At 63.4% G+C, this 19,672-nt stretch carries 19 protein-coding genes, 1 tRNA gene and 1 other RNA gene; 14 read left to right on the plus strand and 7 right to left on the minus strand.

Annotation, left to right across the window (positions count from 1 at the left end; genetic code table 11):
* Positions 1–80 precede the first annotated feature (80 nt).
* Complete coding sequence (locus tag ACCQ01_RS02590; protein ID WP_042595216.1) at positions 81–1,370, plus strand: O-antigen ligase family protein; 1,290 nt, start codon at positions 81–83, stop codon at positions 1,368–1,370.
* Here ACCQ01_RS02590 and ACCQ01_RS02595 read toward each other — a convergent pair.
* Entirely contained in the window at positions 1,355–2,179 is an 825-nt protein-coding gene (locus ACCQ01_RS02595; RefSeq protein WP_228433458.1) for a glycosyltransferase family 2 protein, read from the minus strand. The two genes, ACCQ01_RS02590 and ACCQ01_RS02595, sit on opposite strands and share 16 nt — an antisense overlap.
* On the opposite strand from ACCQ01_RS02595, the gene ACCQ01_RS02600 reads away from it, so the two are divergent.
* Positions 2,180–3,238 (plus strand): CDP-glycerol glycerophosphotransferase family protein, encoded by a 1,059-nt coding sequence (locus tag ACCQ01_RS02600; RefSeq protein WP_228433456.1) that lies wholly within the window; start codon positions 2,180–2,182, stop codon positions 3,236–3,238.
* Between the two features lie 28 nt (positions 3,239–3,266).
* Here the strand turns inward: ACCQ01_RS02600 and ACCQ01_RS02605 are convergent, their stop codons facing one another.
* From ACCQ01_RS02605 to ribA, 3 genes are read right to left on the minus strand one after another with little or no spacing between them, the layout of a single operon-like run.
* Positions 3,267–4,769, minus strand: coding sequence for a PH domain-containing protein (locus ACCQ01_RS02605; protein ID WP_228433454.1), 1,503 nt, complete (start codon positions 4,767–4,769; stop codon positions 3,267–3,269).
* Positions 4,766–5,344, minus strand: coding sequence for a PH domain-containing protein (locus ACCQ01_RS02610; protein ID WP_042595214.1), 579 nt, complete (start codon positions 5,342–5,344; stop codon positions 4,766–4,768). The genes ACCQ01_RS02605 and ACCQ01_RS02610 overlap by 4 nt, the downstream gene beginning before the upstream one ends.
* Positions 5,345–5,381: 37 nt before the next feature.
* Positions 5,382–6,515, minus strand: coding sequence for a GTP cyclohydrolase II RibA (gene ribA, locus ACCQ01_RS02615; protein ID WP_228433452.1), 1,134 nt, complete (start codon positions 6,513–6,515; stop codon positions 5,382–5,384).
* A 245-nt stretch (positions 6,516–6,760) separates the two neighbouring features.
* On the opposite strand from ribA, the gene ACCQ01_RS02620 reads away from it, so the two are divergent.
* The gene (locus ACCQ01_RS02620) at positions 6,761–7,282 is read left to right on the plus strand and encodes a GNAT family N-acetyltransferase (protein ID WP_228433450.1); all 522 of its coding nucleotides are present in this window, start codon (positions 6,761–6,763) and stop codon (positions 7,280–7,282) included.
* Positions 7,283–7,422: 140 nt separating this feature from the next.
* On the opposite strand, the gene ACCQ01_RS02625 is transcribed toward ACCQ01_RS02620, so the two are convergent.
* On the minus strand, positions 7,423–8,337 hold the full coding sequence (locus ACCQ01_RS02625) for a lauroyl acyltransferase (protein WP_100666294.1): 915 nt from the start codon (positions 8,335–8,337) through the stop codon (positions 7,423–7,425).
* Positions 8,338–8,436: 99 nt separating this feature from the next.
* Between ACCQ01_RS02625 and dtd the strand changes: the two genes are divergently transcribed.
* From dtd to ACCQ01_RS02645, 4 genes are all read left to right on the plus strand, one after another.
* A complete protein-coding gene (gene dtd / locus ACCQ01_RS02630) occupies positions 8,437–8,877 on the plus strand; it encodes a D-aminoacyl-tRNA deacylase (protein WP_042595206.1) in 441 nt (146 codons plus the stop codon).
* 107 nt (positions 8,878–8,984) lie between these two features.
* The gene (gene rpoD, locus ACCQ01_RS02635; protein WP_228433448.1) at positions 8,985–10,859 is read left to right on the plus strand and encodes an RNA polymerase sigma factor RpoD; all 1,875 of its coding nucleotides are present in this window, start codon (positions 8,985–8,987) and stop codon (positions 10,857–10,859) included.
* Between the two features lie 250 nt (positions 10,860–11,109).
* A complete protein-coding gene (locus ACCQ01_RS02640) occupies positions 11,110–11,355 on the plus strand; it encodes a hypothetical protein (RefSeq protein ID WP_161960456.1) in 246 nt (81 codons plus the stop codon).
* A 284-nt stretch (positions 11,356–11,639) separates the two neighbouring features.
* Positions 11,640–11,715: transfer RNA gene (locus ACCQ01_RS02645), tRNA-Ile, on the plus strand.
* A 148-nt stretch (positions 11,716–11,863) separates the two neighbouring features.
* On the opposite strand, the gene ACCQ01_RS02650 is transcribed toward ACCQ01_RS02645, so the two are convergent.
* Entirely contained in the window at positions 11,864–13,216 is a 1,353-nt protein-coding gene (locus ACCQ01_RS02650; protein ID WP_228433446.1) for a S41 family peptidase, read from the minus strand.
* 152 nt (positions 13,217–13,368) lie between these two features.
* Here ACCQ01_RS02650 and ACCQ01_RS02655 point away from each other — a divergent pair, with 152 nt between their 5' ends.
* The 6 genes from ACCQ01_RS02655 (at position 13,369) to ACCQ01_RS02680 (ending at position 18,100) form a co-directional block, all read left to right on the plus strand.
* A complete protein-coding gene (locus ACCQ01_RS02655; protein ID WP_202863343.1) occupies positions 13,369–13,911 on the plus strand; it encodes a winged helix-turn-helix domain-containing protein in 543 nt (180 codons plus the stop codon).
* A 718-nt stretch (positions 13,912–14,629) separates the two neighbouring features.
* Complete coding sequence (locus tag ACCQ01_RS02660) at positions 14,630–14,833, plus strand: hypothetical protein (RefSeq protein WP_228433444.1); 204 nt, start codon at positions 14,630–14,632, stop codon at positions 14,831–14,833.
* 94 nt (positions 14,834–14,927) lie between these two features.
* A non-coding RNA gene (locus ACCQ01_RS02665) (sX9 sRNA) lies at positions 14,928–15,002 on the plus strand.
* A 120-nt stretch (positions 15,003–15,122) separates the two neighbouring features.
* Positions 15,123–15,212, plus strand: a complete 90-nt coding sequence (locus ACCQ01_RS02670) for an iron-sulfur binding domain-containing protein (protein ID WP_267132464.1) — start codon at positions 15,123–15,125, stop codon at positions 15,210–15,212.
* Positions 15,213–15,634: 422 nt separating this feature from the next.
* Entirely contained in the window at positions 15,635–16,495 is an 861-nt protein-coding gene (locus ACCQ01_RS02675) for a GAF domain-containing protein (protein WP_228433442.1), read from the plus strand.
* Positions 16,496–16,594: 99 nt separating this feature from the next.
* Positions 16,595–18,100: a sensor domain-containing diguanylate cyclase gene (locus tag ACCQ01_RS02680; RefSeq protein ID WP_372358853.1), complete on the plus strand. Its 1,506-nt coding sequence runs from the start codon at positions 16,595–16,597 to the stop codon at positions 18,098–18,100.
* Positions 18,101–18,167: 67 nt separating this feature from the next.
* Here the strand turns inward: ACCQ01_RS02680 and ACCQ01_RS02685 are convergent, their stop codons facing one another.
* On the minus strand, positions 18,168–18,536 hold the full coding sequence (locus ACCQ01_RS02685) for a winged helix-turn-helix transcriptional regulator (protein ID WP_115539495.1): 369 nt from the start codon (positions 18,534–18,536) through the stop codon (positions 18,168–18,170).
* Positions 18,537–18,637: 101 nt separating this feature from the next.
* Between ACCQ01_RS02685 and ACCQ01_RS02690 the strand changes: the two genes are divergently transcribed.
* Complete coding sequence (locus ACCQ01_RS02690) at positions 18,638–19,381, plus strand: NADPH-dependent F420 reductase (RefSeq protein WP_228433438.1); 744 nt, start codon at positions 18,638–18,640, stop codon at positions 19,379–19,381.
* Positions 19,382–19,672: the final 291 nt, after the last annotated feature.

The following is a 19,672-nucleotide window of genomic DNA, read 5'->3' on the forward strand; positions in this document are numbered from 1 at the left end:
TCATGCGCCGCATCGTTAGCTTGGCCTGCCTTTTTGCCGCCACCGTGCGGCCGTACCCCTCCTTCGCCCCCCCACACCTGATGAATTCCTTGCCCTCACCGCACCCGCCCCTGTCGCCCGCCGTACCTGTCGCATCGCGCGCCGCGCTGGGATTGGCCGAGCTGGGCGTGTTCGTGCTCACCGCGCTGGTGGTGAACATGCCCAGCGGCCTGCTGCCGTTCGGCGTGTGCCTGCTCGGCGGCACGCTGCTGGGGTGGCGCAGCCTGCGCGCGGGCCTGGCCACGCAGGGCTGGTCGTTGCGGGTGCTGACCGGCCTGACCGCGGTGGTGATCGCGATGTCGGTGCTGTCGATCGTGTTGTTCGAGCCTTCCGTACGCGATGTGGAAAACCGTTCGCGCTTTCTGGTGCTGCCGTGGGCAGCGCTGTGGGCGTATGCACTGCAGCCGCGGCAGGTCTGGCTGTGGCGCGGCGCGCTGGCCGGCGTGTTCGCGGCGATGCTGGTGGCGATGTTGCAGGTGATGAACGGTGCCGAGCGCGCAGAGGGCTGGACCAACGCGATTGTCTTTGCCGACATTGCGCTGATGTTGCTGGTGGTGGCCATCTTCTGCCGCCCGAATGGCCAGGTGCGCTGGTTGCTGGGCGCGGCGGTGGCTGCGGTGGCGGTGATCGTGCTGAGCGGTAGCCGTGGCGTGTGGTTGTCGTTGCTGGTGACCTTGGGTGTGTTGGTCTGGGGCGCGCCCTGGCAGAGCGCACGCATGCGGTTGCTGGCGTTCGTCGGCGGCGCGGTGGTGTGCGTTGGCCTGGTGCTCAGCGTGCCGGGGCTCACCGAACAGCTGCGCATCGGCGAGCTGCAAAGTGATTTTCAGCGCTACGAAGTCGGCGATGCTGATTCGTCGGCCGGTGCGCGCATCGAGCGCTTGCACGTGGCCTGGGACACCTTGCAGGCGCATCCATTGACGGGCGTGGGCGTGGGGCGCTTCGATGATGCAATGCGCGAGCTGCCGCTGTGCGCGGGCGACACCTGGTTGCTGCGCTGCCATCTGGGCCACGCGCACAACGATCTGGCCGAGTGGGGCGCCACCCAGGGCATTCCTGGGTTGCTGTTGCTGATCGCCGTGTACGGCGTGCCGTTGTGGATGTTCGTGCGCCTGCACCGTCGCAGCGGGCAGCGTCAATTTCGTGGGCCGGCCGCGGCAGGAGTGATGATCGTGATCAGCTACGCGCTGTGCGGGCTGACCCAATCGATGTTCGCCCATCAGGTCTCGGCCAGCTTTTATGCGGCGATGGTGGGCATCCTGGCGGGGCTTGCCGCGCGTCAGGCGCAGCAGCATGCCACTGCCGCATCGCCACTGGCTCAGTCCGCGCGCTGATCAGATGCGCGCGGCGGGTCTTGCACCGGTTGGCCCTGCTGCAACAGCCACAACATGATGGTCTTCTGGCGGACGTAGTTCGCACGTACGTAGGCGTAAATCAGCCCGTGCCAGCCATCGCGAAAACCACCGCGCAGCAGATAGCCGCGCCAGAAGCGCCACGCTGGCGCGAGCACCAGCTTGCTCCAGGTCGCCCGTTTGCCACGGGCGTAGTCGTACTCGGCCATCATCTGCGCATAGCGCTGGGTCTTGCCGAGCTGCTGCATCAGCGAGCGGTAGGGGTGGTGGATCAGGTCACCGCGCAAGGTGGCCACGGTGCCATCCACGCTGGCGGCTTCGTGGATCTCGCGCTTGCCGCGCCAGCCGCCGCGGCGCCGGTCGAACAACCGCAGCACGCGGTCCGGATACGCATTGCCGTGGCGCAGGAAGCGCCCGAAATACTCGGAAAGGCGTGCGAAGCGATAGCCGGCCGCCGCGTTGAATCCGGCATCGCGCGCGGCGAGGATCGAGGCGCGCAATGCATCGCTCACGCGCTCGTCCGCGTCCAGGCACAGCACCCAGTCATGACTGGCCTGCGCCACGCAAAATGCCTTCTGGCTACGGTAGCCGTCGAACGCACGGTGCAGCACGCGCCCGCCGTGTGCGCTGGCAATGGCGGCAGTGGCATCGGTGGAGCCGGAGTCGACCACCACGATCTCATCGCAGAACGCCAGCGAGGTCAGGCAGTCGCGTAGGCGATCGGCTTCGTTGAACGCGATAATGCAGGCAGAAATGCGAGGCCGTTCGTCTGGGGCGGTCGATGAGGACATGTGATGGCCGAATACCTGCTGTTCGCAACGGAGCGTTACGCGTTGCCTATTCTGGCGCCATTGGCGCAGGCATTACAGGCCTCCGGCCAGTCGGTGTCGGCCTGGTTCGAAGATGGTGCGCGCGGGCTGCAGGTGCCGGGCGTGCGCGAGGTTGGCCTGCGGCAAGCGCTGGCGCTGCGCCCACGTGCGGTGTTCAGTGCCGCCAACTGGGTGCCGCCGTTCGTGTCCGGCGCCAAGGTGCAGCTGTTTCACGGCTTCAACGTGCAAAAACGCGAAGACAACCGCGGGCATTTCCGCGTGCGCGGGCTGTTCGATCTGTATTGCACGCAAGGCCCGGCCACCACTGCGCCGTTTCGTGCATTGGCCCAGCGCGAAGGGCATTTCGCGGTGGCCGAGACCGGCTGGCCCAAACTGGACCCGGTGTTTCGCGACGACGGCGGACGCAGCGCCGCATTGCGCGCGCCGGCTCACGGACGCCCGGTCATCTTGTTCGGGTCCACTTTTACCGAGCGGCTGAGCGCCGCGCCGGTGTTGTACGACCAGATTGCCGCGGACATCGCACGCGGCACGCATTACTGGCTGCTCACCCTGCATCCCAAATGTGCACCGGCGCTGTTCGAACGTTATCGCGCGCTGGCCGGGCCCAATGCGCGTTTTGTCGAGCCCGAAGAGGTCATGGCCGCGCAGCGCGCTGCCGATGTGCTGGTCTCGGACACCTCTTCGATCGTGTCCGAGTTCGTGGTGCAGCACAAACCGGTGGTGACCTTCCGCAACCGCGTGCCGCAGCCGCATATGCTGGATTTCCAGCAGCCGGAGGAATTGCCGCAGTGGCTGGCGCGCGCGCTGCAGCCAGAGGACGGTCTACGTGCGGCGCTGGCCGCGTACGCGGATGCGATCCATCCGTTTCGCGATGGGCTGTCGTCCGAGCGCGTGATCGCCGCCACCGAAGACTTCATCGCCGGCGAGATGGGCCGCCTGCGCAGTAAACCGCTGGGGGCGCAATGGCGGGCCCTGCAGATCCGTCGCGCGCTTGGCTATTGGGGCCCGTCGCGGCGCTGATCACCGGCGCGTCCATCGCAAGCCGCCATCACCAGCGGAGTTTGCGACGCGCCAACGCGGCGCCGAGCTGGGTCTGCAAGGCCTGCGCGTGGACCAGCGGCACGAAGCGCAGCCGCAAGGCCGGGCCGGTGGCACTGGCACCGGCGGTATCCAGCAACAAGGTTGCGGTGCCGGAGAGCCGGTCCAGCGGCGAGCGCTGCAGTTGCAGGGCCTGCAACTTGTCCAGTTCGGCCAGCCGCCACCAGCGCTTCCACCAGCCGCCACGCACCGCTACGTAGCGCGCATCCAGCGCGTAACCCATGCGCTGCACCTGGCGGTAGGCCTTGAAGGCGCTCCAGGGCAGCCACAGCAGCAGCCAGCTCGCCTGCGCACCGAAACGCCAGGCCAGCACGGCGGTCAGTGGCAGCACCAGCAGCACGGTGGGCAGGCTCAGCCGCCACCAGCAATGCGTGGCCACCGGCTGCCACGCCGCAGGCGGCCAGGCCACGTCGGGCAACAGCTGCTGCAGCAGGGCGTCGCAGCGCTGCGGCTCGGCGATTGGCGCCAGTTCCTTCAGCGCAGCCCCGTCGTTGTCACCGGTGGCCACGGCGGTATCCACGCGCAGCTGGCGGCGGCCGAACAGGGCATGCAGGCGGCTTTCGTACAGCGTCCAGGACTGGATGCGGCGCAGCGCCACGCTGCTGCGGATGCGGGTCAGCAGACCGCGTTCCACCGTCAGGCGGCGCTCGGATTCGCTCAGGTGAAAGCCGTGGTACTGCGCCACTGCCAGTGCCACCGACAGGGCCCGCATCGCGACCAGCACCACCAGCATGCCGAGCACCACCAGCGTCGCAGTCACGGCGGTGCCGGGATGGATTTGCGCCACATAGCGATAAGCCAGTTCGCCGTTGTGTTCGACGAAGTTGGACACCGTGCGACGCGGAATCATCTGGTACAGCACACCGAAGCCGGCGGCGACCACCACCATGCCGCGGTTGGAGATCAGCCCCAGGCGGATCACCTCGCTGGTGGGCAGGCGCAGCAAGGTGCCGACGTCGGGCGCCTGGTGTGCAGTGGCCGGCTCGGCGGTGTGCGCGCGGCGGCGGATCAGGTCTTCCAGCGCCAGCGCCTGATCCAGCCGCAACACGCGCATTTCCGCTTCCGGCTTGTGCCCGCCGGCCGATTCAAGGCGCACCTCGGCCACGCCGGCCAGCCGGTGCAGCAGCGATTGGTGCACCACCACGTTGTGGATGCGGGCGAACGGGATGTCGCGCCGGCTGCGCTCCAGCAGGCCGCTGCGGATCGCCACGCCATCACTGCCGATGCGGTAGCGGTAGGTGAAGTAGCGCAGCACCGAGATGGCCACCAGGACGGCGATCACGATGCCGGTAGCCAGGTGATCGGCCGAGTCGCGGCTGCCATCGCGGCTGCCGAACAAAATCAACGCCGCCAGTGGGATCAGGAACTGGCGGATCTGCTGCAGCAACACGAACAGCCACGACAACGGATGCAGCCGCTGCTCGTCATCGGTTGACGCATCGATCGCGCTCACAGGGCGTCGTCGTCGTGGTCGAGCTGGTGGGCGAGGCGGTCGCGCAGCCGTTCGGCATCGCGCTGGTCCAGGCCGGAGAGTCCCACGGCGTTGAGCCGGCTGCCCGCGGTATGCACCACCAACGTGGTGAGGCCGGTGGCGCGCTCGATCGGGCCGCGGCGCAGGTCCAGATGCTGCACACGGGTGATCGGGATCCGCGTTTCGCTCTGCCACAGGTGGCCGCGCTGCAAGGCCAGGCCGTGGTTGTCGAGCTTCCAGCGCGTCAGCCGGTGGCGTTTGAGTGCCAGCCATGCGCCCAGCCCGGCCGCCAGGAGTACGGCCACCACCATTGCCGGCCAGTACTGCCAGGCCTGCAGCGCGACGCCGAACACGCCCAGCGCGAACAGGCAGGCCACGCTCATGCCCAGCGCACCCTTGACCCCGGCTACATAGGCGCCGCGGCGTGGCAGCGGCTGCCATTGGGCGTGGTCCACCGTGTCGGGCTCGGCCGGCGCGGGCGTGGCGTGGAGGTCGTCGGGAAGCGGGGGTGGGGCGTCGTGCACACGGCGGGCCTGCGGGAAGCGGTCCGCCAGCATAGCCGGGCGCCGTGCGGGCGCGCACCCGGCAGCCGGCTTACTGGGCCGCCAGGATCAACGCGTCGACATCCAGCGCGTGGCCGGCGCGGGCCGCCTTGGTGCGCAGGTACTGCTCATTCTCCGGTGTGATGTCGCCGGTGACCGGGATGCGGTCTTCCACCACGATGCCGGCGGCGCGTAGCCGCTCGGCCTTGGTCGGGTTGTTGGTCAGCAGGCGGATCCGGCTGACGCCCAGGCCGCGCAACATCGCCACCGCACTGCCGTAGCGGCGCTCATCCGGGCCAAAGCCCAGCTGCGCATCGGCATCGATGGTGTCCAGCCCGGCGTGCTGATAGCCGTACGCGCGCATCTTCGAGGCGATGCCGGTCCCGCGGCCTTCCTGATCCAGATACAGCAACACGCCGCCGCCGAGCTCCTTGAGCTTGGCCAGCCCGTGCCGCAGCTGGTCGCCGCAGTCGCACTTGAGCGAGCCGAACAGGTCGCCGGTGAGGCAGGACGAATGCACGCGCACCGGCACCGCACTGCCCAGATCCGGCTGGCCCACCACAATCGCCACCTGATCGCGCTGCGCCACGCCACCGCGGAACACCACGAACTCGCTCATGCCCAGGCCGCGCAACGGCACCGGGCTGCGGGTGACCAGTTCGTAGCCAGCCGCCGCCGAGGTGGCGCAGCCGCTGTCCAGGTCGTCCAGCGCCAGTGACTGGCAGCCGGCGAAGGCGGCGCGGTCTTGCTCGCCGGGCAGCTCCACCGCCAGCATCGCCGGCAGCAGCAGCCCAAGCCGTGCGATCTCCACCGCGCCGGCGTCCAGCGCATCGCCCGGGGTCCACTGCGACGGCACCGGGGTATCGCGCAGATAGGCGAGTGCGGCGAGCTGGTCGTAATCGTGGCTGGCCAGCGCCACCCGCGCACCCTGCGGGGCCACCAGGCCCAGCACCTGTGCGCGGGTGGGAGTCACGAACAGGTAATGCCGGCCCTGCGCGGCGCGCGCGAAGGCCGTGTACGACTGCGCCGTGCTGCTGTCCAGTCCGAGCACGGCGCGGGTGTGTCCCTGCGCATCGGTGATGAGTACCGGGCGGCCCGCACGCAGTTCGGAGGCGGCGCGCTCGCAACGGATCGCGGCCGGGTCACCGAAGGGTTGCGCGCTGGGGGAGGGAGAGGGACTGCTCATGCACGACTCCAAATGGGGACTGCCACGACCGCTTCAAGGCGGGCACCAGCGCAACCACACGCTGCCTGCCTGCGCCATTGTCGCGTGCCCGGCGAGCGCCGGCAGCCACGGGCGGATGGAACGCTGCGTCTGTGGCGGACCTGGACTGTGTGGCAGGCGGGGCCACCATTGGTTGCACCGCTGCCGCGTTGTTCATCGCCCGGCAATGCTTTTTAATCCGTCCACCTTGTCTTTGCCGGGATGCCATGCACATCGTCGACTGCAGCCATGCACGCCACGCCGGCGCGATCCTGGACATCTTCAACGATGCCATCGCCCATTCCACGGCGCTGTACGACTACCGGCCGCGCCCAGCCGAGAGCATGGTGGGCTGGTTCGCCACCAAGCGCGCCGGCGGCTTTCCGGTGATTGGCGTGGAAGACGCCGATGGCACCTTGATGGGCTTTGCCAGCTACGGCACGTTTCGCGCCTGGCCGGCGTTCAAGTACAGCGTGGAGCATTCGATCTACGTGCACCGTGACCATCGCGGCAAAGGCCTGGGGCGCACCTTGCTGCAATTGCTGATCGACGCGGCGCAGGCGCGCGGCGTGCATGTGCTGGTCGGCGGCATCGACGCCAGCAATGCGGCCAGCATCGCGCTGCACGAACAGTTTGGCTTCACCCATGCCGGCACCGTGCGCGAAGCCGGATTCAAGTTCGGCCGCTGGCTCGACCTGGCGTTCTATCAGCGCATCCTCAGCACGCCGAGCGACCCGCACGACGATTGAGCCTGGTAGCGATGTCTTAGCTAAACGTCACTTGGGAAGCGCTGCTGCGGCGCCTGATCTATCTTTGAAATGAGACGCTCGCGGCCAAGCGCTGGCTCAGCACGCGCAAGGCAGAGCGTTTCCCGCAAGCCCGCCGCACTTCAATGCGGATGCCGCTCGGTCGCATACGGATTGGGCTCGCCGCTGCCCGGCGGGCGCAGCGTGTAGCGCTTGTAGGTCCACTGGTACTGGGCGGGGTCACGGCGGGCGATCCGTTCGATGCCGGCGTTGAGCGCGGTGGCCGCACGCACCGGGTCGGGGTCGGCCACCGCCGGCTCGGCCGGCTGCACATGCAGGGCGAATTGCAGATCGTCGCCGGCGCGCTCGCACCAGCCGTACAGCACGGTGGCGCCGGTGCGCTCGGCCAGCCGGTTGACCAGGGTCATGGTCAGCGCCGGGATACCGAAGAACGGCGCAAACACGCCATCGCCCATCTTCGGCTGCTGGTCGGGCAGGATGCCGACCGCGCCACCGTCCTTGAGCACCTTGAACAGCTGGCGCACCGCCGGGCCTTCCGCGCGCACCTGGCGCACGTTGTCGCCGCCACGGGCCAACTGCAGGAAGCCATCCACGGCATCGGAGTCCGGCGGGCGGTACACGATGGCGATCGGGCCGCGTTCGGACAGCCACTGGTTGAGCAATTCCCAATTGCCGAAGTGCGGCGCCGCCACGATCACCCCGCGGCCCGATGCCAGCGCCGCGTCGTACAGCTCCTGCCCATTGCGCTGCAGCCGCGCCAGGTTCTCGGCCGGCGGGCGGGTCCAGGTGCGCAGCACTTCCAGGGTCTGCCGGGCGGTGGAGCGCAGGATCTGCGCATGCAGCTGCGCGCGCTGTGCCGGTGCCAGTTCCGGGTAGGCCAGTTCCAGGTTGCGCCGCGCTACGCGGCTTTCACGGGCATCGAGCTTGCGCCAGCTCCAGGCCAGCGTGTCGGCCACGCGCTTGAGCAACGGCCAAGGCAGCCGGCCCACGGTGGCGGCGGTGACATACAACAGGCGGGCGCGGACATCGGGTTTCATCCGGGCAATTCTAAACAGCGCGGCCGGCGATGACCCGTACGTGACAGCACTGGCCGCACTCGGCATGCTCGTGCCGCCCGACTGACTGAGGTGTTGCCCATGCTTGCATTGATCCAACGCGTCACCCGGGCCTCGGTCGCGGTGGATGCGCAGGTGGTCGGGCAGATCGGCCCCGGGTTGCTGGCCCTGATCGGTATCGAGCCCGGCGACACCGCGCCACAGCTGCGCCGCCTGGCCGAACGCCTGCTGGGCTACCGGGTGTTTTCCGATGAGGCCGGCAAGATGAATCGCTCACTCGCCGACACCGGCGGTGGGCTGCTGCTGGTGAGCCAGTTCACCCTGGCTGCCGACACCAAGGCCGGTATGCGGCCGAGCTTCAGCAGCGCCGCGCCGCCAGAAGAGGCTGAACGGGCGTTCAATCAATTGGTGGCGATCTGCCGCGAAAAACATTCCGGCGGGGTGGAAACCGGCCGCTTCGGTGCCCATATGGTTGTCGACCTGGTCAATGACGGCCCGGTGACCTTCCTTCTCAGGCCCTAGCGCGCCTCACTCAACCAGCTGCCTGTCTTGATTCCGGCAGACCGGGCTTCACGCTGGTATAATGCTAGGTTCTCTTTCCAATCTCAAAGCCGGTGGCGCGAGCACTCATGGCCAACGAACGTCCTGCCCAGCAATCCGACATCAAGCTACTGATCAGCAAGGGCCTGGAACAGGGCTATCTGACCTACGCCGAAGTCAATGACCACCTGCCCGACGACCTGGTCGACCCGGAGCAGATCGAAGACATCATCAGCATGATCAACGGCATGGGCATCGATGTCCATGAAGTTGCCCCCGATGCTGAAACCCTGCTGCTCAACGATGGCAACACCGGCAACCGCGAGGTTGACGACACCGCCGCCGAAGAAGCCGCCGCCGCGCTGACCGCGCTGGACACCGAAGGTGGTCGCACCACCGACCCGGTGCGCATGTATATGCGCGAGATGGGCACGGTCGAGCTGCTGACCCGCGAAGGCGAAATCGCCATCGCCAAGCGCATCGAAGAGGGCCTGAGCCAGGTTCAGGCCGCACTGGGTACGTTCCCGCTGTCGACCGAGCTGCTGCTCGCCGATTACGAAGCGCACAAGGAAGGCAAGAAGCGCCTGGCCGAGATCGTGGTCGGCTTCAACGACCTGATCGAAGAAGCTGACGCTGCCGCCGCGGCGCTGGCCGCTGCCGGCCCGGTCGCCGTTGACGAAGATGCGGTCGACGAAGACGCTGATGAAGACGGCGATGACGACGCTGCCGAGGAAGAAGCCGGCCCGACCGGTCCGGATCCGGTGGAAGTCGCCACGCGCATGGAGAATCTGGCCAACGAGTACGCCAAGTTCAAGAAGGCCTACGTCAAGTACGGCGCCGAGCACAAGAATGTGGTCAAGGCGCGCGAAGACATGGCCGCCATTTTCACAACGCTCAAGCTGCCGCTGCCGCTGACCGATTCGCTGGTCACCCAGCTGCGTGAAGTGGTCAACGGCATCAAGGACCACGAGCGCAAGGTGCTGCACCTGGCGACCACCGTGGCGCGCATGCCGCGCAAGGACTTCATCCGTTCGTGGGAAGGCAACCAGACCAACCTGGAATGGGTGGAAGACGCACTCAAGCGCAAGCAGAAGTGGTCGTCCGCGCTGCGTGACGTCAAGGACCAGATCATCGCCGAGCAGCAGGCGTCGATCGATAGAGAGAAGTCCAGCTACCTCACCCTGGCCGAGATCAAGGACATCAGCCGTGCGATGGCCTACGGCGAAGCCAAGGCGCGCAAGGCCAAGAAGGAAATGGTCGAGGCCAACCTGCGTCTGGTCATCTCCATCGCCAAGAAGTACACCAACCGTGGCCTGCAGTTCCTCGACCTCATCCAGGAAGGCAACATCGGCCTGATGAAGGCCGTGGACAAGTTCGAATACCGTCGCGGTTACAAGTTCTCGACGTATGCCACGTGGTGGATCCGTCAGGCCATCACCCGTTCGATCGCCGATCAGGCGCGCACCATCCGTATTCCGGTGCACATGATCGAAACGATCAACAAGTTGAACCGCATTTCCCGCCAGATGCTCCAGCAGTTCGGCCGTGAGGCCACGCCGGAGGAGCTGGCCAAGGAAATGGATATGCCCGAGGACAAGATCCGCAAGGTGATGAAAATCGCCAAGGAACCGATCTCGATGGAAACCCCGATCGGCGACGACGAGGATTCGCATCTGGGCGATTTCATCGAGGACACCAACGTGGAGTCCCCGATCGACAACACCACCAACATCAATCTCTCCGAGACGGTGCGGGACGTGTTGGCCGGCCTGACCCCGCGGGAAGCCAAGGTGCTGCGCATGCGCTTCGGTATCGACATGAACACCGATCACACGCTGGAAGAGGTCGGCAAGCAGTTCGATGTCACGCGTGAGCGGATTCGCCAGATAGAGGCCAAGGCGTTGCGCAAGCTGCGTCACCCGAGCCGTTCGGAACAGCTGCGGTCGTTCCTGGATATCGACTGATCGCACAGCGGTCAGCGCACCTCGGTTCCACAACAGCCCCGCTCATGCGGGGCTGTTGCGTTATGGGTAGGGGCCACGCTCTGCGTTCGCAGAATCAACGCAGCACGCCAATCACGCCGCCTGGCGCGTTCACGGCGCGCGCACGAAGCTACACAGCCCCGCAACATTAAGGACGCGTTTCCCGATTACTCACGTATTTTTCTAGTGCCACGCCCTACCGTGCTAATCGAATGGAAACGAGAGTGCCACCATGAGCAGGCAAAGCCGATTCGAAACCACCACCTACCGCGACAGCGAGATCCGCGTGCGTGTGGAACAGGCGTCTGTCGGTGCGAAGTGGACGCTATGGGTGGATGTGTACGTTGCCCGCGGCAAACGGTTGCCACGGATAAGCGAGCAGAACGTGGAGTACGACAATTACCAGGACGCCATCGCGCACGGCTTTCGTACCGGCCGCGCGCTGGTTGATGCGCAGCGGGAAGTGGCCGATGCGTGAGTGGTGGTTGCTGCCGAGGACCACGAGTGCAGCGGAACAACCAGTACAGCAATACGCAAGTGCGGCAATGAGCGCGTTGTAGTGCTGGCCTGAAGCAGCCGGTGACGAAGGTCCGATGCGCAGCAGAGACGCCCAGCCAACCGCTGGGCTTTTTTGTGGGCGTGGCACAGCCGGGCGGCTGTGCTTTTTGCAGGTAAGCGCAGACAGCGAAGCGGCCGGGCAGGTAAACTTTGCCGACTCTGGGGGTAGCTGATGCATGCAGCACCGACGAGCCACGCGACGCAGGGCCTATAGCTCAACGGTTAGAGCAGAGGACTCATAATCCTTTGGTTCCAGGTTCGAATCCTGGTGGGCCCACCATTAAAACAGGCGCTTAGTGGCGAGCTGAGCGCTTTTTTGTGGGCTTTGGAAAAATCCCAGGGAACATTAGCGGTGCTTGAGAGGTTTTACGACGGCGGGCGAATGGTCGTAGCGTTGTGTGGTCGTGGGGCAGATATGATCGTCTTTCTTAATTGCTCGTCTTAAGCAGCGCGTCAATCGGCGCTTGTGGATTGAGCGGATCATCAGCGATCTGTCTGTCAGGCGTCAGCCACGTCGGTCGCCGAGCTCCGGACGGGCGATCCAGCACGAAGCGTGGATAGGACAGTACAAGGCCGGAGTTCGGAAGTATCAGGGTCCTGACGCCGCCGCTCTGTCGCGTCCTGACCGATTGACCGACACCGACCAAGTTCCCGAAGCGGTAGTCTTGGACGACATTGGAGAACAGCACTGCGGAGGAGTAAGTCAGTGGGCCGACCAGCACGTTGACCTCTCCCGTGAAGTGCGCCGCTTCCGCGGTTGCTGGTTGCACGATGGATTCGATCGTTCCTTCCACAAGCTGCCCGGCGACTTCGCCCGGCCCTGGTGTCAGCACGCGTTTGATGTAATGCGAACCGTGCCGGTAAGGTTGATCGGCGATATAGCGGAGAATGCCGTCGCGCCACATGTCGTCATCCCCACCGCCGTTTTCGCGAATGTCGATAACTAGGTGATGGACCTGTTCTTTGGCCATTTTCGTAAAGCATGCTTCCGTAAACGCGAAAAAGCGGGCCTTGTCTGGCCAGAAGAACGTGCTCACTGTCAGCACGGCGCCTGTACCCCGCATTTCGCAGCGGAACAGCCGCTCGAAGCTCGCGTCGCGCTGCAGGACAGCGGGGAGTACCGTGCGTGAAGCAGCCAGCTGCTCGCGACTTCGCCGGTCAGCAAATTCCAGATCAAAGGTCGCTGGTGTGCCGTAGACCTTGGCATAGAAGAGCCACCAACGTTGAGACAGAAGCGCCGCGCGGGCACTTGGCGTATCGCCGTGAGTGCGATTCAGCAGCGTACGCACAACTTCTTTGGCAGGCACGCCATTGATACGACTGACAGAACGCCCGGCATCGGCGGACGGGGCTCCACCGAGTAGCGCAATGAGGCGCAGACGTCCGGATGCCGCTACGGAGACCTCGAAAGGAAACCACGGTGCCCCGTGCTCGGTGGCTGAAGCGGCCGAAGCTCGCCAGTCGGGCAGGCCGATGAGAAGGTGGCCGTCGGCCAGCACGGGATTGAGCTGGGCCAGCACAGACCAAGCCTGTGTCTGATCCATCGGCCGGTCCAGCTCACGCGCGATCAACCTGGCGGTGCGGCGTAGTGTCGCTTTGTCCACCGAGTGTCCAAGGTCAGGATGATTCTTCTCGATGGCGTCGATCGCGGTCTGCAGGTCGGCACGCAGATCCGCTGCAGAAATGACGGAAGCAGGGGGTGCGGCAACTGCGGATATGGCAGGCGCTGTCACCAGCACCAGGGCTGCCAGGCCCAGGGTCTTCCATAAATCGATCGACACATTTGCTCCAGGCGGTTGATGAAGCGCGCCTTGCCGTGCGCTGCTTGTGTTTAAATAATGCACACATATTTCAACAAGCGTCTATAGCCATGCGTACATCACCTCGGCATCTCATTTCCCGGCCCGAGCAAGTGAGGCTCCTGAGCTCGTCAGTGCGGCAGGAGATTGTCGACACGCTCGCCTCTCTTGGAGGAACGGCAAGTACGGCCGAACTCGCTGAGCAGTTGGGTCGGCCTGCGGACGGCTTGTACTACCACCTGCGCGAACTGGTCGCCGGTGACTTGCTCACAGAAGTGGCCGAAATTGGAGGCGAGCGTGTCTTTCGCCTGGCGGGCGAAGGCGCCGGCCCGGTTCGCCTGGTCTACGACCTAAGTCGCCACGGCAATGCAGACGAGTTGGCACGTTTCGCGCGTTCCTTGTTGCAAGTGGCGCAGCAGGACTTCGAGGCCGCGCTCAAGGCTGACGGTGTGGTCACTGAGGGCAAAAGGCGCGAACTGTGGGTCTCACGCAACAAGGGCTGGCTCAGCGACGATGACATCCAGGAGGTCAACGTGTTGCTGGAGCGACTCAGCGCGCTGACCAGCCAGCCCAAAGCCGAAGGCCGCAATCGACTCGCGAGTCTTGCGTTCGCCCTCGCGCCGACCAAGCCACAGCCAAAGCGGCGCGGCACGCAGAGCGCCAATCCCGGTAAATGACAAGCAGCTCATGTGTTTTGCGACGTCTGCGGGAAGCGCAATCGTCGCCCCGTCACGCCTGCGCTCTTCATAGGGCCATCTCGATGCGCTGCTGCAGGGGGCAGAAGTGCCCGCCGATCTTGGTGACATGTGAGCTACTGTTCCTTTGCTAGAGCCTGCCGATCCCCGCATTTTTTCGCGGGGCGGTGGAGGGTGTCGCCGCTGCTCTCCTAGGGCCTGCGAGGACGGTATAGAACGCACCGCCAGCGCAGAAAAAGCGGGGATTCGCTTTGTCGAAGTTACGCTACAGCCGCTGTCATTCCAGGCAACGTTTGGGGCTGATCCGCAACAGATCTACGCGCGGGCAGAAGACATGATTGAGGACGCGATAGTTCTGCTAAAAGCGCGAGGAGATTTGATCCCGATGCATTGACTGCTTGCATATCAACGACTGCCTTCGATGTGCAGCGCTTCGCGGATGACAACCCGCCATCGCATACTTACGGCGATCAACTCATGTCAAGCAAGGAAGAAATTGCTGCCATCTACCGCAAGCTCAGTCGCACTTACACAACGTTCGATCAAACGGACGACCCGTGAATGACCAATGGGCTGTCCAGAACGCCATTTTCGCAGCATTGTCGCAGGTGCGCTGCCTACGGTGACTGCAACAAAACGTGTAGTTTCGGCTTGCGTGCCACTTTTCAAAAAAAGTTCGGCCTTCTAAGCGCTGTAATCAATGGATGACGAGCAGCGTCGTGCAATCATCAAACCAGTAGCGCACTACAACAAGAGGACCAAACGTCTGAAAGAGATGTGCCGTCAAATTATCGAAGACTTCGATGGGCAACTTCCCAATGCCAAAGATGACCTGATGAAGCTTCAGAGCGTAGGGCTCAAGGCTGCCAGCCTGATCATGAACTTCATTTCTAAGAGCCACTGATCGCGCTCGACACGCATATCCATCGGTTGCTTAGAGCAGCTATCAAAACTACTGCGCAGCCGTCAGGCGGGCGCGGCCGGTGCTCGGAATCGGCATGTACCCACGTACATTCCGGTTCCTCCGCGCCGTCCGCACCCACCTGACGACTGCTCGCTACGTTTTGTTAGCCGCTCTTAATCGCCTGGGCATCGTCCACGCCACGTCTACCGACGTCACGACGCGAGAGATCGATGAGCTCACACCAAAGAACTACAACTGCCATGCACATGAGTGGTTAATCCAGCACGGCATGCAGATCTGCCGCGCTAGAAACCCCAGGTGCGAGGAATGTGTTATCCAGTCCTACTGTGAGTTCTACGCGGAGCGACAAGCGGTTTGAGCCGCCCACCGCTCTCGGGCGAGTAGATGACCGCGAGCGAGTAGGGAAGAGCCCCGCAGAGCACCCGGCGTCAACGGTTCTGCGATCGGTCTGTAGCAAAATTTAGTGGCTAACCCATTGATCTGTTGGGTAAGTTGCCTTGCTTCATAGTCATCGGTTCCAAGGTTCGCATCCTGGTGGGCCGTCACGCTTTCAGTCGCGTCCCGCACTGCCTATGCCGATACGTGCGGCGATGTCGCCATAAGTTCAAAGCTGATAGAGCACAGCCCTGGCCGAAGACGGATCTGCAGAGGCGCTTCGTGGTCTGCACGCCACTAGCCTGCATGCGTCTTGGGTTCCTCGGTCTTTGCTGTCAAACGAGCACGACCGCATTCGCGGTCTGCAGGGCGCTATGATCGGGGCTGCTTCCCTGGTCCTCGACTATGCTCATTGCACCGTATCCGAAGAATGAGCAGGCGCGCCTTCGCCTCCTGCGTCAGCTAGATATCCTGGACACAGCGGCAGAAGAGGTCTTTGACGAGATCACGCGCGAACTTGCCGAGAAATTGCAGGTGTCCACCGCATTGATTTCGCTGGTGGACGCAGACCGGCAATGGTTCAAATCCAGAGTCGGTCTCGATGTCTGTGAAACATCGCGGGACGTGTCGTTTTGCGCGCACGCTGTGGGTGCGGGGGAGCCGCTGTTTGTGCATGACGCCTTGACGGACGTTCGATTCAAGGACAACCCGCTCGTCCAAGGGCCGCCCTACATTCGCTTCTATGCAGGGATACCGCTGCGCAGCGAAAACGGTCTGGTCGTAGGAACGCTCTGCGCCCTCGACGCCCAGCCAAAAGAGCTGAGTGAGGACGAGCTGCGGTTGATGAATCAGCTGGCGGAAAAGGCCAGCCATTATGTCTTTAGCCGTTTGAAGAGCGACCTGTCATCGAACCAGGAAGCGGATGCGAAGCAGATAGGCTTCGACTTCTCGCCAATCGCCATGGCGGTGTTCGGTGCCGATGAGGCGCTGGTCGCTGTCAACGCAGCGTGTTGCGCGTTATTGGGAACGACCAAGGCGGCGTTGCTTGCTTCTTCCGCCAATGCACTCTGGAAAGGCGATTCCGACGAACGCTTAAGCTTGAAAACGCGCGCCCACGATAGCGGTGTCCTTCCCGTCACCTTGAACGCGGGCAGCTTCTCGGGCAAGCGGGTCTGGCTGCAGGTGGTGACGAATGCGCAAACCGCACCGTCTTTTGTTGCACTTCTCTATCCAGAAAACGTGGGTGCGTCGTGGTCGAAACTCTAGGCTTTGCGCGTTTCGGGTTAGGCCGCCTCTTCGGATTCAGATTCCTTTCCTGTCGACAAGTAGATGCATGAGCGGCACACCTCATAGGGCGGGAAGCGCATGGTAGTTCCCTTCAATTGGCAACGCGTCATTCTAAGATCTGTTCCCTATTTTGCGGCGGCAATGATCCTGTTGATGGTCGGCACCAACGCCTACCAGACATGGACGGGATACCGTTCCGCATTGGACGCGGCTCGTAGCACAACTGAGAATCTTGCCCACTCCGTGGGGCAACATGCGGATGATGCAATCAAGGACGCTGACATACTCTCCATGAGCGTGGTGGAGCGAATTGAAGGCGACGGATTCGAGAACATCGACAGGAATCGGCTCCATCTTCTCTTCCAGCGTCAGGTACGCAGCCTTCCGCAATTGCACGGAATCTTCGTTTACGACGAAAAGGGTAACTGGATAGTCACCGACAAGGACAAGGTTCCTGCGTCAGCCAACAATGCCGACAGGGAATATTTCCACTATCACAAGGCGCATGCGGGTGAGGCTGTGCACGTCGGGCCAGTGATTACGAGTCGCTCGACCGGCGAGCTGATTATTCCGGTGTCCAGGCGAATCAATAAGAAGGATGGAAGCTTCGGAGGGGTCTTTCTAGTGACTCTCCGCGTGCAGTACTTCAGTAGGTTCTATGCTGATTTCAGAATGGACGATCAAGGTGTGATCGTTCTCGCAGATCAAAACGGAACCATCATGGTGCGTCATCCATTCGACACGAACATGATTGGTAGAAATATCGCCAAGGGAGATATCTTTTCGAAGTACCTGCCGCATGCATCGCGGGGCGTGCACATGGTGGTTGCGATCACTGACAAGGTGGAGCGTATGTATGGCTACGAACGCCTCAATCGCTATCCGCTTGTCATACTGGCCGGCAAGTCAAAGCGTGCAATTCTTGCGTCGTGGTACGAGAGTTTGTATGGCTCATTGATCATGCTCTGTCTGATCCTTCCGATTCCAGTCCTCTTTGCGACCCTTATTTCGCGCCAGATAAAGACAACGCTGAAAGTCGAAGATGAGCTGCGACTGGCGTATGCCGCAGTGGAAGCCATTGCCATGCAGGACAGCCTGACTGGTCTGGCGAACCGCAGGCAGCTTGATGTGGTTTTGCCTGCCGAGATCAAGCGCGCAAAGCGAACATCGCAGCCGCTCGGCGTGATCATGGTCGATATCGATTATTTCAAGCGGTACAACGACTATTATGGCCACCCTGCAGGCGACCTCTGCATCAAGGCAATCGCCAATGTGCTGAAGAACCACACGCGGCGCGCTGGCAATCTCGCTGCCAGGTACGGTGGAGAAGAGCTCACTGTGTTGCTTCCCTCATGCGACCAAGCTGCGGTGATGGCAGCAGCCGAGCGCATTGTGGAGAGTATTCGTGGGCTGCAGATTGCGCACGACGACAGTCCGGAGGGCTACGTCACTGTCAGCGTCGGGGCATATAGCTATAGCGCGTTCAACAAGGAGGTCGATGCAAGCGGACTATTGAAATGCGCCGACGATGCGCTTTACGCGGCAAAGCAGGCTGGACGCAATCGCGCCCGCCAAACGATGTAGTTTGTCCGCGCTGGTATCGGACACTGCTGCGCGGTGGCTTACCTACGGCGGCGCCTTTACGTCTGGCTCACGCCGCCGACGGATCAAGCTCTGCTTCGGTCAATTTCGCCCACTTCACAAGCGCTTCGAAGGATGGGCCGAGTGCACGCCCCAGCGCGCTCATGGTGTATTCGACCTTGGGCGGTACCTGGGGATACAGCGTGCGGATCACGATGCCGTCTTCCTCCAGTGCTTTGAGTTGCTGGATGAGCATCTTCTGGGTGACGCCTGGTATCCGGCGTTCCAATTCCGAGAAGCGTAGCGGCCCGCCTGCAGCGAGGAGGTGGACGATGATGGCAATCTTCCATTTGCCTTCAAGGACGCGCAGCGTGCGTGCTGCTGCATCGGCCCACGCGCGCTGCTCTTTGGGGTCCTGACAATGCTGTTCCTGTGCCATGCACTTACCTCCTGGTGGGTACCCCACCGTTCGGTAGGTTCTTGCTGATTCTACTGCACATCACTAGCGTAGGTGTCCTACATCGAACGCTAGGACTTAACGTGAAAATCGGCATCTTAGGCAGTGGCAACATCGGCAAGACATTGGTCCGCAGGCTTGCTGCGGCAGGACATGACGTGAAGGTCGCCAACTCGCGCGGACCGGAGACGATCGACAGCGAGACGCTCGCCAACTGTGGGCGTGCGGTCACCGCAGAGGAGGCGATTGTCGATGTTGAGGTGGTCATCCTCTCGATCCCGTTCAAGCAGATTCCGGCAGTTGCGCCGCTGCTGTCCTCGATCCCGTCCGAGACGGTTGTGATCGACACGTCCAACTACTATCCGGCACGCGATGGTGAGATTGCGGCGATCGATCAGGGGCAGGTGGAAAGCCTCTGGGTCGCAGAGCAACTTGGCCGCCCGATCGCCAAGGCCTGGAATGCGATTGGCTCGGGATCCTTCGCAGACAAGGACACGCCGGCCGGTGATCTGCAACGCATCGCGATCCCGATCGCGGCCGACCACGAGCAGGACCGGCGCGTGACCGTGGAATTGGTCAACGACACCGGCCTCGATGCGGTCGATGCCGGCAGCCTGTCCGAATCCTGGCGGCAGCAGCCTGGGAGCCCGGTGTATTGCACCGATCTGACGCGCGAACAGATCCCGCAGGCGCTGGCCGACGCTGACAAGGCGCGCCTGCGCAAGCGGCTGGAGCTGGTGATGGCGGTGATCGTCGAACGGTTTGGCCCCACCGGTTACCCGGACGGCGATTATTTGGTCCGTATCAATCGCGCTGTTCTCATGTAAATCCGCGTTACTGCGCAAAGACCGGTATTGCCTCGGCGATACCGGTCTTCCGCACGCCATGGGACGCGGAGCGTAGCCATGCCATCGCACTGTGCGCACACGCTGCTGCTCCGCCATGCAGTGAGACGTGACTGGCCGTCGCATGCATGAGCGTCTATCTATAAGCCAGCGAGAAATGAAGTCACGCGCCGTGCGCGGCTGGCGCCTCAGCACATGCAGCTGACAGAAGATCTGACCTAACTGCGGGTCGTTGCGCATGCGCGTGGCGACGCGCACTCCTTGGTTTCAGGT

Source organism: Xanthomonas sp. NCPPB 4037 (assembly GCF_041475695.2).
GTDB lineage: Bacteria > Pseudomonadota > Gammaproteobacteria > Xanthomonadales > Xanthomonadaceae > Xanthomonas > Xanthomonas campestris.